Consider the following 14,385-nt stretch of genomic DNA (forward strand, 5'->3'; position numbering starts at 1 on the left):
GGCGGCTAAGGCAGCATCCAGCCCAGGACGGGGGTGGACTGCAGGAAGGCAAGGGTGCACAGGACCAGCAGGAGAGCCACGCTCCACCCGACCACCTTACGCAGGATCACTGACTCCTGGCCGTCAAGGTTGACCGCGCTCGCCGCGATGGCGAGGTTCTGCGGACTGATCAGCTTGCCCACCACGCCGCCGGAGGTGTTGGCGGCCACCAGCAGGTTCGGATCGATGCCGGCCTTCAGGCCCGCAGTCTGCTGCAGCTTGGCGAACAGCGCGTTTGCGGAGGTGTCCGAGCCGGTCACGGCGGTACCCAGCCAGCCGAGCACGGGCGACAGGAAGGCGAAGAAGCTGCCGGTGCCGGCCAGCCAGGTGCCGATCGAGACCGTCTGGCCGGAGTTGTTCATGACGTACGCGAGGGCGAGCACCGTGATGATGGTCAGTCCTGCCCAGCGCATCTTGAAGATGGTCCGTCCGATTTCCTGGACCGCGTCGCCGACCGAGAGGCGGAAGCGGCCGCCGTCGTCGTACTTGGAGTAGACCAGCGCCACCAGCAGCCCGGTGATCAGCAGCAGGGTGCCCGGGCTGGACAGCCACTGGAAGGAGTACACGGTGGAGGAGACGGGCTTGCCCTCGGCGTTGACCAGGGCGTCGTGCAGGATCGGCCAGGGGACCTTGATGTCCGTGGAGGCGAGGAACGCGGGCAGGTCGATGCCGAGCTTCCAGAGCTTGGCGATGCCGAAAACGACGATCACGAGGAAGTAGGGAAAGAGGGCCAGCCACGTGCGCGTCGGCGTGAGGCCGCCGTCCGTGGCCTTTTCGGCGGTCAGCACGCCGGCCGTGCCCGCATCCTGGGAGCCGCGGCTCCGGGCGGCGGTGCCGCCGGCAACAGCATCAGCGGCAACGCCCAGGCGCTCGCGGGCGGCCGCGCTGCCCTTGGGCTTCCACAGCCGGAAGAACACGACGGCGGCGCCGAGGCCGACCAGCGAGGCCAGGATGTCGGTCAGTTCGTAGGAGAAGAAGTTGGAGCACAGGAACTGGGCGACGGCGAAGGAGCCGCCGACCACCAGCGCGGCGGGCCAGCAGTCTTTCAGGCCGCGGCGGCCGTCGATGATGAAGAGCAGGATCAACGGTACGAAGGTGGCCAGCAGGGGAGCCTGGCGACCCACGATGGAGGCGATGTCCGTCGCGTGCAGGCCGGTCAGTCCGGCGGCGGTGGTGATCGGGATGGCCATTGCGCCGAATGCGACCGGCGCGGTGTTCGCCACCAGCACGGCGGCGGCTGCGCGCAGCGGAGGCAGTCCCAGGGCCAGCAGCATGGTGGCGGTGATGGCCACCGGGGCGCCGAAGCCCGCGAGGGCCTCGAGCAGGCCGCCGAAGCAGAAAGCCACCAGGACGGCCTGCAGGCGCACGTCGCCGCCGCCGATCACGTCAAAGACGCGGCGCAGGTCCTCGAACCGGCCGCTGAGGACGGTCACCTGGTAAAGCCAGACGGCCATCACGACGATCCAGAGCACCGGGAAGGCGCCGAAGACCCCGCCTTGGGTTGCCGAAAGGACCGCCAGGCCGGCCGGCATATGGAAGGCGGCGATGCCGACCACAAGGGCGGCCAGCAGGGCGAAGGCGCCGGCCACGTGGGCCTTGGTCTTCACGACGGCCAGCAGGATGAAGAAGGTGAGCAGCGGCAGGAGGCCGACAATGGCCGACCAGGCCACGCTGTTCAGCACCGGGTCGGTGGTGGGGGTGAAGTGGTCCACGGAAGTTCCTCTGCGTTGAGAGACGACGAGTTCTTTGGTCAGACCACTGTGGTCGGACCATGAGAGTGTAGCGCAGATCTCACTGGCCGCGTGAGGGGTTCACGTCCGGGCCTGCCTTGGGAGTGGCAGGCGTCACGTGCTTTACTATGGTCAGACCACATATCTCCGGCGTTGCTCGAAAGGCTGTCATGAGAATCGCTTTGTTCGCCACCTGCATCGTGGATGCCATGTATCCGCGCACCGCGCAGGCCACCGTGAGCATCCTGGAGCGGCTGGGGCACGAGGTCGTGTTCCCGTCCGGCCAAGCCTGCTGCGGGCAGATGCACGTCAACAGCGGCTACCTCAAGGAAGCCGTCCCGGTCGTTGCAAACCACGTGCGCGCCTTCGACACCGGGGACTACGACGTCGCCGTCGCACCGTCCGGGTCCTGCGTCGCCTCGGTCAAGCACCAGCACCCGATGGTGGCCCGCTCCTGCGGCGACGCCGCGCTGGAGGCCCGGACCGCCGCCGTCGGCGCCAGGACCTACGAGCTGTCCGAGCTGCTGGTGGACGTGCTGGGCGTGACCGACGCCGGCGCCCAGCTGGGCTCCTATTTCCCGCACCGGGTCACCTACCACCCCAGCTGCCACGGGATGCGCCTGCTCCGCCTCGGCGACCGCCAGGCCCGGCTGCTGCGCAGCGTCCAGGGAATCGAGCTGGCCGAACTGCCGGAAGCGGACCAGTGCTGCGGCTTCGGCGGCACCTTTTCGATGAAGAACGCCGACGTGTCCTCGGCCATGCTCGAAGACAAGACGGCGAACGTCCGCTCCACCGGCGCCGCGCTGTGCACAGGCGGGGACGCCTCCTGCCTGATGCACATCGGCGGCGGCCTGTCCCGGCAAGGCAGCGACGTGACCACCCTGCACCTTGCCGAAATCCTCGCCAGCACCGCGGCAGCGCCGGCGTCCGTCACCGGCGAAGTACGCGTCGCCACCGGAAAGGCAACACGATGAGCACCTTCCTGGGCATGCCCTCCCTACCCGTCTTTGGCACGGGCAACCTGCACGCCGCCGAATCGTTCCCGACGGCGGCCCACCGCGAGCTGGGCAACGCCCAACTGCGCGCCAACCTCGGCCACGCCACGCACACCATCCGCGACAAGCGCCTCCAGGTGGTCTCCGAACTGCCCGATTGGGAGCAGCTGCGCGACGCCGGGTCCGCCATCAAGGAATCCGTGATGGCCCGGCTGCCCGAACTCCTCGAAGAATTCGAGCAGAACTTCACCGCCCGCGGCGGGGTCATCCACTGGGCGCGCGACGCCGTCGAGGCCAACGCAATCGTCGCGGGACTGATCCGGGACACCGGCGAAACCGAAGTGGTCAAGGTCAAGTCCATGGCCACCCAGGAAATCGGGCTCAACGAGTACCTCGAAGAGCAGGGGATCACGGCGTTCGAAACGGACCTGGCCGAGCTGATCGTGCAGCTGGACCACGACAAGCCCAGCCACATCCTGGTCCCCGCCATCCACAAGAACCGCACCGAAATCCGTGACATCTTCCTGCGCGAGATGCCCGGCGCGGACCCGGCGCTGACCGACAACCCCGCGGTGCTGGCCATGGCGGCCCGCGCGCACCTGCGCCGCAAGTTCCTCACGGCCAAGGTGGCCGTGTCCGGGGCCAACTTCGCGCTCGCCGATTCCGGCACCCTCGCCGTCGTCGAATCCGAGGGCAACGGCCGGATGTGCCTGACGCTGCCGGAGACCCTGATCACCGTGATGGGCGTGGAAAAGCTGCTGCCGACCTGGCAGGACCTCGAGGTGTTCATGCAGCTGCTCCCGCGCTCCTCCACCGGGGAACGGATGAACCCCTACACCTCGCTGTGGACCGGCGTCACCGAGGGCGACGGACCGCAAAACGTGCACCTGGTGCTGCTCGACAACGGACGCAGCGCCGCGCTCGCGGACGAGCTGGGCCGCTCCGCGCTGCACTGCATCCGCTGCAGCGCCTGCATGAACGTCTGCCCGGTGTACGAGCGGACCGGCGGCCACGCCTACGGCTCGACCTATCCCGGCCCGATCGGCGCCATCCTTTCGCCGCTGCTGACCGGCATCGAATCGGAGGAAAACAGCTCCCTGCCGTACGCCTCCTCGCTGTGCGGGGCCTGCTACGACGCCTGCCCGGTGAAAATCAACATCCCCGACATCCTGGTGCACCTGCGCAGCGTCGACGTGGACAGCAAACGCGGTAAGAAGAAACTGCCCAGCCAGATGGACGTCGGGATGAAGGCCGCGTCCTGGGCGCTGTCCTCCGGGAAGCGGCTGGGACTGCTCGAAAAAGGCCTTCCGCTGGGCCGTCTGGCCGCCGGACGGGACAAAAAAATCAAGAAGCTGCCCGGCATCGCCGCCGGATGGACCCAAAGCCGCGACATCCCGGCGCCCCCGCAGCAATCCTTCCGCGACTGGTGGGCCAAGGAACACCACGGACCGGAATCCGGCGGCACCCCCGCCCCGGCCCAGGGCAACGCCCAGGCGGATGCCCAGCACAAAGCCCAGGACAAAGCCCAGGACAAGGAAGACGGAGCATGAGCGCACGCGAAGATATCCTCGGCCGGATCCGTTCCGCGCTGCGGGACGCACCCGCAGCACCGCAGATTCCCCGGGAGTACCGCCGATCGTCCGAGCTGGACCAGGATGCGCTGATCCATCTGCTGGTGGACCGCCTGGTCGACTACAAGGCCCGGGTCTGCGTGCTGGACGCGGCCGAGGTGCCCGAACGGATCGCCGAGCTGCTCGCGGACGCCCGGAGCTACGTCGTGCCGGCGGGGCTCGCCGCCGGCTGGACCGCCGGCCTGCCCTCCGCCCCGGACGGTGACCGCCGCCGGGTGGATTCCGTCGCTGCGCCGCTGAGCGTTGCCGAGCTGGACGGCGTCGACGCCGTCGTGACCGGCAGCGCCGTCGCCGTCGCCGAAACGGGGACGATCATCCTGGACGGCAGTCCCAACCAGGGCCGCCGCGCCATCAGCCTCGTGCCGGACCACCACATCTGCGTCGTGAACGCATCCGACATCGCCGGCATCCTCCCCGAGGCGCTGCGGCGCATCGACGGCACCCGGCCGCTCACCATGATCAGCGGACCGAGCGCCACGTCCGACATCGAACTTGAACGCGTCGAAGGGGTCCATGGCCCGCGCACCCTCGACGTGATCATCTCGCGGTAGCCGCGCGGTCGCGGTCCGCGGGGCGTTAGGCCCTTGACCACCCAAATACGGCGGCGGAGGCTTGCCCTATGAGTGAAACCAATCCCGAAACCACGCCGGACATCAAATCCACCGACCTCCAGGAACAGCCCACCGCGGTGTTGCGCGAGACCGTGCCCATGAATGCCCTGCGCGACTTCTTCGACCGCGCCTACCGGACCGTCATGGAGGCCGTGCAGCAGCAAAACGTCCAGCTGGCGGGGCCCCCGTTCGCGCTGTACCGCGGCATGCCCACCGACGTCGTCGACGTCGAGGCAGGCTTCCCGCTTGCCGCGCCGTACCCGGGCGGCGCAGAGCAGAGCGTGAGGGCGGGAGTGCTCCCGGCCGGAAAGGCGCTCCAGGCCATGCATGTGGGCCCCTATGAGACGTTGCCGCAGACCTACAACGCCGTAATGGCCAAAATGCAGGCGGACGGCCTGACCCCGGGCGACGCCATGTGGGAGTACTACCTCAGCGATCCCGCCACCGAACCGGATCCGGCGGCCTGGAAAACCCTCATCGTCTGGCCGGTGGCCTGAGTCTTTGGACCGGGCGGCAGCCGGTGCTAATCGGCGTCGATCTCTTCCAGGAGCTTCTTCGCCGCCTCGGCAATGTCGTCGTGGCCATGCTGCGCAGCCCGGCTCTCGAGCGAAATAATCGCGCAGCGGTGGACTTTCTTGAAGTCGCCGACGGGGAACGTCACGCTGCCTTTGGTGCCCTCCGAGGCGTCCGGGTCGAGGCCCAGATGCCAGTGGGAAAACTCGGCGAATCCATTCTTTTCGATGAACTTGTTCTCCTGCTCGGCCGACGGCGCGTGCTCGCTCCAGTCGTCCCGGGTGTCGCGCTGGACCTTCCCGTCCTTGATTAGCCGACGCGCCTGGGCGAGCGACTTTTTGTTGAGTTTCGTAGCCATCATTGCCTCCATGGTTCATCTGGTTCATGACGCGGAATGTCGCTTTAAACACACTATGCTCCAACTACCAGCATGATGCCCTAAACTGCTTCACTGAGGTGCCTGAAATGGCGCTGTGCAGCAACGAAAGTGAACCCCGCTATGGCTACCGATTACGACGCCCCACGCAAGACAGAAGAAGAGTCTCCCGCCGAATCGCTGGAGGCCCTTCAGGCATCCCGCGGCGGCGGTGCCCAGACTGCTGTGATCGACGTCGACGAGAACGACACCGCCGAGGGCATCGACCTTCCCGGCGCCGACCTCTCCGGCGAAGAACTGACCGTCATTGTTGTTCCCGAGCAGTCCGATGAATTCACCTGCTCCTCCTGCTTCCTGGTCCGCCACCGGTCCCAGGTCGCCAAGGAAAAGAACGGCCTGAAGTACTGCCGCGACTGCGAAGGCTAAAACCCCCGCCCAGGACGGCCAGCCCGCATCACCGGGCTCGTTTCAAGAATTTCACATCATTCCAAGCAAAGCGCCGGACGCCCCCAGGGCCCGGCGCTTTGCCGTACCTGCCCCGTGCCGCACCCATCTGACCCGCAGTAGGGGCCGTTTTCAGCCCTCAAAACGACACCTACTGCCAGCCGGTTGGGGCTAACGACCCCTCGTCAACCCAGGCGCGCGATTCTACCCTTGAGGTATCTGGACGAGGTGCAGGTCCGGATGAATGAGGGGCGGCCCGTATGTTCACAATCGTTCGGAAGAAACTCACCGTCTGGCTGGTGGCAGTGCTGATGGCGGCAGGGCTGGGACTCCTGACGTCCGGGCCGGCCGCGGCGGAACCCTACTGCGGCCTCGTCTGGGGCTCGCTGGCAAAAGCCGACCCCGCGATGAGCCAGGCCAAGGTGGTCAACGTCCGGACCGGCCAGCATTACTGCTTCGACCGGCTCGTCATTGACCTCAACGGGCCGGCGGCCGGCTACTCGGTGCGCTATGTTCCCCAAGTGGTGCAGGACGGGTCCGGCCTGCCGATTGCGCTGCGGGGCCAAGCTTTCCTTCAGGTCACCGCCAACGCGCCGGCCTACGATGAGGGCGGCAAAGCAACCTACACCCCGGCCAACAAGACCGAGGTCAGCAACGTGGGCGGGTACCAGACATTCCGGCAGCTGGCGTGGGCGGGAAGCTTTGAGGGCTACACCAGCCTGGGTCTGGGCGTCCGGGCGCGGCTGCCGTTCCGGGTTTTCACGCTGGCCGGACCGGATTCGGGATCACGCCTGGTCATCGACGTCGCGCACTACTGGTGAACCGCTTCAGCGCGCCAGCGGCGCCCGACGGCGGCTGCGGCTAGGCCGCGCCCAGCTCCACCCGCAGCGGGTACTCCTTGCCGTCCAACACCAGCTGGGTGCACCGGCGGGTGGCCGGGTTGAGCACAATCGGTGCCATCAGGTTCACCGTGGTGGACGCGGGGGAGTGGTTGACCACCACGAGCACCCGCGGTGCCTCCCCATCGCCGAGTTCCAGGGCGTCCAGCGCGGACCCCGGCAGCGGCGGTGCGTAGCCCGGAACGAAGACCGCGGCGTCCGCCAGGAACAACCGGACCGGGACGGAACCGGACTCGAGGGCGAACAGGCCCGGGGCGCTGTCGATATTGCGCAGGGCGAAGTCGTGCACGTGCTCCAGCCCGGGCATCGGGGCCGTGAAGTTCACCGGAGTGCTGTTGAGGACGGAGTTCATCGCAGGAAGTCCATCAGCGTGGGCTGCAGGACCCGCGCAGTGGCGGCCAGCGCCACCTGGTAGTTGGTCTCCTGAAGCTTCAGGTCCATGATCACGCTGCCAAGATCTGCCTTCTCGATGCCAGTCTTCTGTGCATCCAAGGTGGCCTCCAATTCGGTGTTGACGCTGCCGGCACGTTCCAACTGTGCCTGCCGCGCTCCAATGTCCGAGCGTCCGTCGATGACGTTCTTGACGCCGGCTTCGAGCTGGCCTGCGAATGCGGTGACGTCCTGGTTATTGCGCAGTCCGTTGACGATGCCGCTGACCGTGTCGAAGATCGACGTTGCGCCGTCACCGAAGATCGCCGCGCCGTCGGCATCTACCCGGACGGTCTGGTTTTCGCTGATACGGCGCTCCACTGAGCTGTCGGCAACGCCATTGAACTTGGTCGGCGTGCCTGGCGATCCGGGCGTGAACGCGTTGGCTTCGTCCGAGCTGCCGGCAAAAATGTTGCGGCCCAGATGCTTCCTGTTGGCAATCGAGAGAAGGTCCTTGTTCAGGCCCTCCAACTCCAGCGCGATGGCGTCCCGGCCTGACTGGTTCAGTGTGCCGTTGCCGGCTTGGACGGTGAGGTCCTGCATCTTGTGGACCACGTTGGTGGCCTGCTCCAGGGCGGAATCTGCCGCGGTCAGCCAGCGGTCCCCGTCGTCGATGTTCCGGCCGTACTGGGCGGTCGCGGCGATCCGTGAGCGGGTTTGCAGAGCCTGGGCGGTGGCCGCGGGGTCGTCTGAAGGCCGCTTGATTTTGTCCAGCGTGGACGCCTTGTCCTGAAGCTCGGCGAGCTTGGCCTGCTGGGCCTGCAGCGTGCGCTGGGCTGAGGTGCTCATGGTCAGGTTTGTTACCCGGTTCAGCATGTCTACCTTCCTACCAGTCCGGTGCGGTTGATCAAAACATCCAGCGCCTCATCCACGGCGGTCATGACCCGCGCGGCGGCCTGGTAAGCGTGCTGGTTTGTGAGCAGGCTGACGTTTTCCTCGTCCAGGCTGACGGACGCGGACGACGCACGGTTGCCTAGGGCAGACGCCTGCGAAGCGGTAGCGAGCGCGTCATGCTGCTGGGCACCCCGCGACTGGACTCCGATGCCGGTGACGACCCCGGCCCAGAAGCTATCCGGAGACCCTGGGCCCGTGCCGAGCTGGGAGATTTTGTCCGCCACGCTGTTGTCCAGGTTTCCCGCTCCGGCCCCGATGCCAATCTCACCGACATTACGGGGCAGCACGGTGAGGTCCAGTGCTGCATGCGTGCCGGAGGCCGGGCTAAAGAAGTTGCCGGCCGTGTCCCCGCTGGAAGTCCTGGCGCCGTTGTGGAGGGCGTTGACGGCGTCCCTCAAATTTCCTGCGAAGGCGTTGTACGACGCCGCGGCCTCGGCGATCGCGCCGCCGCTACCCTCGTTCTCCGGCGCCAAGGCGGACAGCGCGCCGGCGATCGCGCCGTCGCTGACCGGCACAGCCTGCCCTTTTCGGTCCGCCCATTCGAGCTGGACCAGGGAACCGAGGGAATCCCCGGCCCGTGTGCCGGACAAGGCCAATACCCTGACCGAGGTGCCCATGACCAGCGCGTTGCCGCCGACGTGGATATCCACCGTGCCGTCGGCCTGCTCGCGGACAATCCCGCCGGTGAGCTGTGAGATCGTCTCGGTGAGCTTGGCCCGGGCATCGACGAACTCGTTGGCCGAACCGCCGGCGGCGGTGGTGGAACGGATAGTCGCATTGAGGGCGGCCACTTGGGATGCGGCGGCGTTGACGGCGTCGACGTTGTCCTGGGCCTGGCCGCGGACGCTGCTCCATTGCGCACTCAGCGACTGATAGCCGGAGGAGATCTTCGCGGTGAGTTCATTGCCGGCCTGCAACAGCTGACCCGCCGGACCGGATTCACCGGGCTGGTTGGCCGCCCCCTGCCAGGCCGACCAGAAGTTGTGAAGTGCGGCCGAAATTCCCTTGTCACCCGGTTCCTGCAGGATTCCCTCGATGCCCTGGAGCGCCGAGGATCGGGCGCTGGCGTAACCGGCTTGGGCTCCCGTCGAGCGGACGCCGGCGTCCAGGAAGCTGCTGCCGAGGCGGGCGATGCCGTCCACGGAGACGCCCTGGCCCGCCTCGGGACGGCCGGAGCCCATGAGCCCCTGGGCCGGAGCCGCGATCGAAGACTGCTGCACACGCTGCCGGGTGTAGCCCTCGGTGGCGGCATTGGCGATGTTCTGTCCGGCGACGTTCATGCCCTGCTGGGCGGCTGTCAGTCCCCGGTAGGCGGTGTTCAGGGCGCCAAAGGTGCTCATGGTCGCTTCCTTAGAATTGCTTGTCGAAGAGGCGGGAGCCGGCGGCGTCCCCGGTTTTGCCTTGGGCGTCATACGTGCCGGCCGCCGCGGTGGGCCGCAGGTCCGCCAAGGACTCTTGGGTGGAGCGGACCGCCGTCCGCAGGTACTGCTCATTGGAATCCCGGAGTTCCTTGATGAGGGCGGTCTGACGGGTCAGGGTGTTCAGGTGCGCGGTGAGCACCTCGGACCAGGCGCCCTCCGGGGCGGCCTCCGCGAGTTCGCCTAGCGTCGCGTCGGTAGGAAGGCCCCACATCTCAGCGACGACGGCGGCCTCGATAGTGCGCGCCAAGCTCGCCTTGGAGAGGTGCTCAAGGACCTGCTCCACCTCTTTGGTGCCGTGTGCCAGCCAGCGGGACTTGCCCGAGGTAAGGAGCAGCTGCTCTTCTTCCAGCTTGAAAGTGAGAACGTCCAGAAGTTCACGCTCCCGCCACAGCAGGGCTGAAAGTTCGTGGATGGCCATGGTCCGGAGGACTCCCTCGTGTGTCTGGGTGGTGCGGGCGACAGGTGCGGTGCTGCCGGCCGTGCTGGTCAATCGTGCAGGCGATGCAGCCGCCAGCCGGGTTCGTAGGAACTATCGGCAGGGGAGTGCGGCGCGTTAGGAATAATAGGGCGGATCGCCGGCGGAATTCCCGGAGAAATGCATTCCGGAAAAGAATTTTGGCTTTCGCCTTACCCGTGCTGAGGAAACGGCGATAACTACTCATGAAGGCCCACGGATGGGCCGTCGCACACTGTCCCAAATCATGGAGGAAACATCATGGGAATGCAGATCAACACCAACCTGGCTGCGAACAACGCCTACCGCAGCCTGAGCAACACCCAGACGGACCTGTCCAAGTCGTTGGAGAAGCTTTCCAGCGGCCTGCGCATCAACCGCGCCGGCGACGACGCAGCCGGCCTGGCCATCTCTGAAGGCCTGAAGTCCCAGATCGGCGGCCTGACGGTCGCCGCTCGCAACGCCCAGGACGGAATCGGAGCAGTCCAGACCGCTGAAGGCGGCCTGAGCCAGGCGCACTCCATCCTGCAGCGTCTGCGTGACTTGGGCGTTCAGGCCGCCAACGACACGAACAGCGCTGAATCCCGCGGCGCCATCAAGACCGAGGCCGACAGCCTGGTGAAGGAACTGGACCGCATTGCCGGTTCCACGAACTTCAACGGTGCGCAGCTGCTGGACGGCACCAGGCCGACGATGTCGCTTCAGGTCGGTGCCAACGCTGACGCCAACAGCGTCATCGAAGTGAATCTTGGCAGCGCCAACGTGAAGACCATCGCCGCGGACCTCGCCGGCGGGGATCTCACCGGTACAGGGTCGACCTTCACGATCGCCGATGTCACAGCGCTGACCACCGGTGCTGCGAAATTTGAAAGCGTCACGGCCGCCGGGGTGACCACTACTGTCACGACCGCCGCGCTGAGGGACGACATCGCAGGCGCCGCAGGATCCAAGTTCGAAAGCGTTGAAGAATACGCTGACGCGCTCCGCAGTGACGCCAACTTCGCCGCGAACTTCAGTGTTTCCGTGCAGAAGGACGCCAACGGTGCCGGCACCGGAATTGTGGTCTCGGCATTGAACGGCGGCACTGTGAGTGCCGTTGCTACCACCAACGACCCCGCAGCGGGCGTCGTTGCTGCAGGTTCCGGTACACCCCTGAGCGGTGGCCTGCAGTTCGATAGCACGGATCACGCGCAGGCGTCAATCATCATGATTGACGCGAAGATCAAGTCGATTTCAACGGCCCGCGCCGATCTTGGTGCGACGCAGAACCGCCTTGAGTCCGCTGTGCAGACCATCAACGTGGCCAAGGAAAACCTGACCGCTTCGAACTCCCGTATCCGCGACACGGACATGGCTGAGGAAATGGTCAAGTTCACCCGCAACAACATCCTGTCCCAGGCCGGCACCGCCATGCTCGCGCAGGCTAACCAGTCCAACCAGGGCGTACTGCAGCTCCTTCGCTAGTCCCGGCCTATGAGGGGTTGAGCAAACGGCCCCTCTGTGCTGGTTAGGTGACAAGCACACAGCGTCCGGAGAGACATTCTCTCCGGACGCTGTGGAGTACCACCGGCAGCAATGAAATCAATCGACTAATGATCCAAAGGAGTTGTAGTCGTGGGACTCTCCATCGATGGGCTATCCAGCGGACTGGACACCACGTCCCTGATCAATTCGCTGATGACAATTGAGGCCGCGCCACAGAACCTCATCAGAAGCAAGGCCGCGGCGGTTCAGACGCGTATCTCCGCGCTCCAAGGACTTAATTCAGCGGTCGCAGACTTGGCAACCAAAGCCGCGAAACTCGCCGATCCCAAAAACCTGGAACTCTATACGGCCACGAGCACAGCCTCCAACGTCAAAGCCGCCGTCGGGGCAGGAGCGAAGCCTGGCGCCGTCGACTTTACCGTCACCCAGCTGGCCCAATCCCAGGTCTCGGTCACCAAGAACCTCGCCACCTGGCCATACACCACCATGACCGTCACGGACAAAGGAGGCAACGCTGTCACGGTGACGCCGCTGACCAGTTCCCTTGACGACGTCGTTACCGCCGTGAACCTGTCCGGCGCCGGAATTGTCGCGTCCAAGGTGTCAGTAGGGGGCGGCGAATACCGCCTCCAGTTTGCCGCCGCGAAGTCCGGTGATGCGGCATCGTTCAGCATCTCCGATCCAGACGGAACAGTGGGGCTGACAACTGTACAAACAGCCCAGGACGCACAAATCAAGCTGTGGGCCGGCAGTACTGTCGAGGTTTCGATCAGTTCGTCCACCAACACCTTTTCGGACATCCTCCCAGGCGTCTCGGCCACGGTGAGTGAGGTCTCGGCCACGCCAGCGCGGGTAACGGTCTCCCGGGACAATGCCCAAATCAGCAAGGCGGCCTCGGACCTGGTCAGCTCCGTCAACGGAGTCCTGGCCCAGATCTCAACGAAAAGCACCGTGGTTAGCAGCACTGACGCGTCGGGGGCCCCCGTCACCTCCGGAGGTGTATTTACCGGGGACAGCACTATCCGAACGGTCAACGCGGCGATCCTGAGCGCAGCGTCGCAGCCTGTCGACGGTAAATCCCCATCCGAGCTCGGCATTGTGCTCAACAAAACGGGATCCATAGACTTCGACTCGACCAAGTTCGGCGATGCGATGGCTAAAGACCCCGTGGGGACTATGGCCGCCGTCGCCACGATTGCCGGCCGGGTGGCGGACGCCGCCAAGCAAGCTTCGGACCCCACCACGGGCCTCCTAACCACCAAGATCAAGGGCCAGCAGTCGGCGGCCAAAGACTACACGGACCAGATAGCCAGCTGGGACGACCACCTTGTGACGCGCCGGGCTACCCTGCAGCAGACCTACACGGCACTTGAGGTGGCCCTCAGCGGCATGAAGGCGCAGTCGGCCTGGCTGTCCTCCCAGCTCGCAGGCCTCTCCTCAGGAAGCGCTTCATCATGACCTTCTCATTCGGCGGCGGCTACGGCAACGCCTCACAGCGGAACCAGTACCTCGCGGATTCGGTCCTCTCGGCTCCGCCTGCACGGCTGCTCACCATGCTCTACGACCGCCTCCTCTTGGACCTCGGCCGCGCCGAGACAGCGCAGCAGGCCGCCAACTGGCCGGCCGCCGCGGAAAACCTGATCCATGCCCAGGCCATCATCGCCGAGCTGTCCTCCTCCTTGAATACCGATGCCTGGGACGGCGCCGACGGGCTGCTGGGCCTCTACAACTACGCAGCGACAGCCCTCGTCAACGCCAACATCCAGCGGGACGCGACGCTGACCCGCGAGGCGATCGAACTGCTGGAACCTCTGCGCCAGGCCTGGCACGAGGCCGCAGCCGCCGTCCCGGCAGCGCAGCCGGGACCCAGCACGACCCCCGTGGCCGCGGCAGCGCCGGCGTCGTCTGCCTTCGCGGCGGCGGGAGCCTGGAATACACGGCCGGGTAGCGGGAACGGGAGCCTCGGTTTTGGCTGAGCCGGCCTACTGGGAGGATGACCTCGTAGCCCCGGGGAACGCTGCCGGCGACCCCGCCCTCGCCGCGTGGTCCCTGGTGCTGGACGTGCTGGAGATGGCTGTTGTCGCGGCAGAAAAAACACTGAAAGACCCGTTGGGACCCCTCTCCGCACGGGATCAGCCGGTGGCCGCGCTGCCGGTGGAACGCTGGTCCCCGCCCTCCCTGAATGCTCCGCTGCCGCCGGAGGCGCGACGCCGGGCCATGGCCCTCTCGGCGGCGCAGGAGCGGGTGGCCCGGCGGCTGGAAGCCGCCAAAAACGACGTCGTCCGCCAGCTTCAAGCGGTGAGCTCGGTGCCCGGCGTCGGCGATCCGGCCGGTGCCATTTACCTCGACGTCAAGGGCTGACGCGGCCGCCGTCGGGGCGCGGGAAAGAACCCGAACAAACCTTTCACGTTTTTGCTAACGCGGCGCTGAAGTGTGCCGATAACCACAGATAAGAGCACGGATC

General features: G+C 66.3%; 16 protein-coding genes. 10 read left to right on the forward strand and 6 right to left on the reverse strand.

Annotated features, from left to right (window positions below; translation table 11 throughout):
• Window positions 1-5 precede the first annotated feature (5 nt).
• On the reverse strand, window positions 6-1,751 hold the full coding sequence (locus tag ACUYM2_RS03380) for an L-lactate permease (protein WP_481598790.1): 1,746 nt from the start codon (window positions 1,749-1,751) through the stop codon (window positions 6-8).
• 188 nt (window positions 1,752-1,939) lie between these two features.
• On the opposite strand from ACUYM2_RS03380, the gene ACUYM2_RS03385 reads away from it, so the two are divergent.
• The 4 genes from ACUYM2_RS03385 (at window position 1,940) to ACUYM2_RS03400 (ending at window position 5,503) form a co-directional block, all read left to right on the forward strand.
• Window positions 1,940-2,743 (forward strand): (Fe-S)-binding protein, encoded by an 804-nt coding sequence (locus tag ACUYM2_RS03385; protein WP_481598791.1) that lies wholly within the window; start codon window positions 1,940-1,942, stop codon window positions 2,741-2,743.
• Window positions 2,740-4,314: a LutB/LldF family L-lactate oxidation iron-sulfur protein gene (locus tag ACUYM2_RS03390; protein ID WP_481598792.1), complete on the forward strand. Its 1,575-nt coding sequence runs from the start codon at window positions 2,740-2,742 to the stop codon at window positions 4,312-4,314. The genes ACUYM2_RS03385 and ACUYM2_RS03390 overlap by 4 nt, the downstream gene beginning before the upstream one ends.
• The gene (locus ACUYM2_RS03395) at window positions 4,311-4,946 is read left to right on the forward strand and encodes a LutC/YkgG family protein (protein ID WP_481598793.1); all 636 of its coding nucleotides are present in this window, start codon (window positions 4,311-4,313) and stop codon (window positions 4,944-4,946) included. Before ACUYM2_RS03390 ends, ACUYM2_RS03395 begins: the two co-directional genes overlap by 4 nt.
• 68 nt (window positions 4,947-5,014) lie before the next feature.
• Window positions 5,015-5,503 carry a GyrI-like domain-containing protein gene (locus ACUYM2_RS03400; protein WP_481598794.1) on the forward strand — a complete coding sequence of 163 codons (489 nt, stop codon included), beginning with the start codon at window positions 5,015-5,017 and terminating at the stop codon, window positions 5,501-5,503.
• Window positions 5,504-5,529: 26 nt separating this feature from the next.
• On the opposite strand, the gene ACUYM2_RS03405 is transcribed toward ACUYM2_RS03400, so the two are convergent.
• Window positions 5,530-5,877, reverse strand: a complete 348-nt coding sequence (locus ACUYM2_RS03405; protein WP_481598795.1) for a hypothetical protein — start codon at window positions 5,875-5,877, stop codon at window positions 5,530-5,532.
• A 141-nt stretch (window positions 5,878-6,018) separates the two neighbouring features.
• Here ACUYM2_RS03405 and ACUYM2_RS03410 point away from each other — a divergent pair, with 141 nt between their 5' ends.
• Window positions 6,019-6,321 carry a DUF4193 domain-containing protein gene (locus ACUYM2_RS03410; protein ID WP_056741192.1) on the forward strand — a complete coding sequence of 101 codons (303 nt, stop codon included), beginning with the start codon at window positions 6,019-6,021 and terminating at the stop codon, window positions 6,319-6,321.
• A 278-nt stretch (window positions 6,322-6,599) separates the two neighbouring features.
• A complete protein-coding gene (locus ACUYM2_RS03415; RefSeq protein ID WP_481598796.1) occupies window positions 6,600-7,160 on the forward strand; it encodes an AMIN-like domain-containing (lipo)protein in 561 nt (186 codons plus the stop codon).
• A 40-nt stretch (window positions 7,161-7,200) separates the two neighbouring features.
• On the opposite strand, the gene fliW is transcribed toward ACUYM2_RS03415, so the two are convergent.
• From fliW to ACUYM2_RS03435, 4 genes are read right to left on the reverse strand one after another with little or no spacing between them, the layout of a single operon-like run.
• Entirely contained in the window at window positions 7,201-7,590 is a 390-nt protein-coding gene (gene fliW / locus ACUYM2_RS03420) for a flagellar assembly protein FliW (RefSeq protein WP_481598797.1), read from the reverse strand.
• Complete coding sequence (gene flgL, locus ACUYM2_RS03425; protein ID WP_481598798.1) at window positions 7,587-8,456, reverse strand: flagellar hook-associated protein FlgL; 870 nt, start codon at window positions 8,454-8,456, stop codon at window positions 7,587-7,589. The genes fliW and flgL overlap by 4 nt, the downstream gene beginning before the upstream one ends.
• A gap of 29 nt (window positions 8,457-8,485) precedes the next feature.
• Window positions 8,486-9,901: a flagellar hook-associated protein FlgK gene (flgK, locus tag ACUYM2_RS03430; RefSeq protein ID WP_481598799.1), complete on the reverse strand. Its 1,416-nt coding sequence runs from the start codon at window positions 9,899-9,901 to the stop codon at window positions 8,486-8,488.
• 10 nt (window positions 9,902-9,911) lie between these two features.
• The gene (locus ACUYM2_RS03435) at window positions 9,912-10,472 is read right to left on the reverse strand and encodes a flagellar protein FlgN (protein WP_481598800.1); all 561 of its coding nucleotides are present in this window, start codon (window positions 10,470-10,472) and stop codon (window positions 9,912-9,914) included.
• Window positions 10,473-10,697: 225 nt separating this feature from the next.
• Here ACUYM2_RS03435 and ACUYM2_RS03440 point away from each other — a divergent pair, with 225 nt between their 5' ends.
• From ACUYM2_RS03440 to ACUYM2_RS03455, 4 genes are all read left to right on the forward strand, one after another.
• Window positions 10,698-11,900 carry a flagellin N-terminal helical domain-containing protein gene (locus ACUYM2_RS03440; RefSeq protein WP_481598801.1) on the forward strand — a complete coding sequence of 401 codons (1,203 nt, stop codon included), beginning with the start codon at window positions 10,698-10,700 and terminating at the stop codon, window positions 11,898-11,900.
• 150 nt (window positions 11,901-12,050) lie between these two features.
• Window positions 12,051-13,379, forward strand: coding sequence for a flagellar filament capping protein FliD (gene fliD / locus ACUYM2_RS03445; protein ID WP_481598802.1), 1,329 nt, complete (start codon window positions 12,051-12,053; stop codon window positions 13,377-13,379).
• Window positions 13,376-13,897, forward strand: a complete 522-nt coding sequence (gene fliS / locus ACUYM2_RS03450) for a flagellar export chaperone FliS (protein ID WP_481598803.1) — start codon at window positions 13,376-13,378, stop codon at window positions 13,895-13,897. The genes fliD and fliS overlap by 4 nt, the downstream gene beginning before the upstream one ends.
• Window positions 13,890-14,282, forward strand: coding sequence for a hypothetical protein (locus ACUYM2_RS03455; RefSeq protein ID WP_481598804.1), 393 nt, complete (start codon window positions 13,890-13,892; stop codon window positions 14,280-14,282). The genes fliS and ACUYM2_RS03455 overlap by 8 nt, the downstream gene beginning before the upstream one ends.
• The last annotated feature ends 103 nt before the right edge of the window (window positions 14,283-14,385 follow it).

Source organism: Arthrobacter sp. SD1074B, from assembly GCF_056780195.1.

Coding starts and splice junctions, on each gene's coding strand:
- ACUYM2_RS03385 (WP_481598791.1), top strand. CDS start 1,940: ATGAGAATCGCTTTGTTCGCCACCTGCATCGTGGATGCCATGTATCCG.
- ACUYM2_RS03390 (WP_481598792.1), top strand. CDS start 2,740: ATGAGCACCTTCCTGGGCATGCCCTCCCTACCCGTCTTTGGCACGGGC.
- ACUYM2_RS03395 (WP_481598793.1), top strand. CDS start 4,311: ATGAGCGCACGCGAAGATATCCTCGGCCGGATCCGTTCCGCGCTGCGG.
- ACUYM2_RS03400 (WP_481598794.1), top strand. CDS start 5,015: ATGAGTGAAACCAATCCCGAAACCACGCCGGACATCAAATCCACCGAC.
- ACUYM2_RS03405 (WP_481598795.1), bottom strand. CDS start 5,877: ATGGCTACGAAACTCAACAAAAAGTCGCTCGCCCAGGCGCGTCGGCTA.
- ACUYM2_RS03410 (WP_056741192.1), top strand. CDS start 6,019: ATGGCTACCGATTACGACGCCCCACGCAAGACAGAAGAAGAGTCTCCC.
- ACUYM2_RS03415 (WP_481598796.1), top strand. CDS start 6,600: ATGTTCACAATCGTTCGGAAGAAACTCACCGTCTGGCTGGTGGCAGTG.
- fliW (WP_481598797.1), bottom strand. CDS start 7,590: ATGAACTCCGTCCTCAACAGCACTCCGGTGAACTTCACGGCCCCGATG.
- flgL (WP_481598798.1), bottom strand. CDS start 8,456: ATGAGCACCTCAGCCCAGCGCACGCTGCAGGCCCAGCAGGCCAAGCTC.
- flgK (WP_481598799.1), bottom strand. CDS start 9,901: ATGAGCACCTTTGGCGCCCTGAACACCGCCTACCGGGGACTGACAGCC.
- ACUYM2_RS03440 (WP_481598801.1), top strand. CDS start 10,698: ATGGGAATGCAGATCAACACCAACCTGGCTGCGAACAACGCCTACCGC.
- fliS (WP_481598803.1), top strand. CDS start 13,376: ATGACCTTCTCATTCGGCGGCGGCTACGGCAACGCCTCACAGCGGAAC.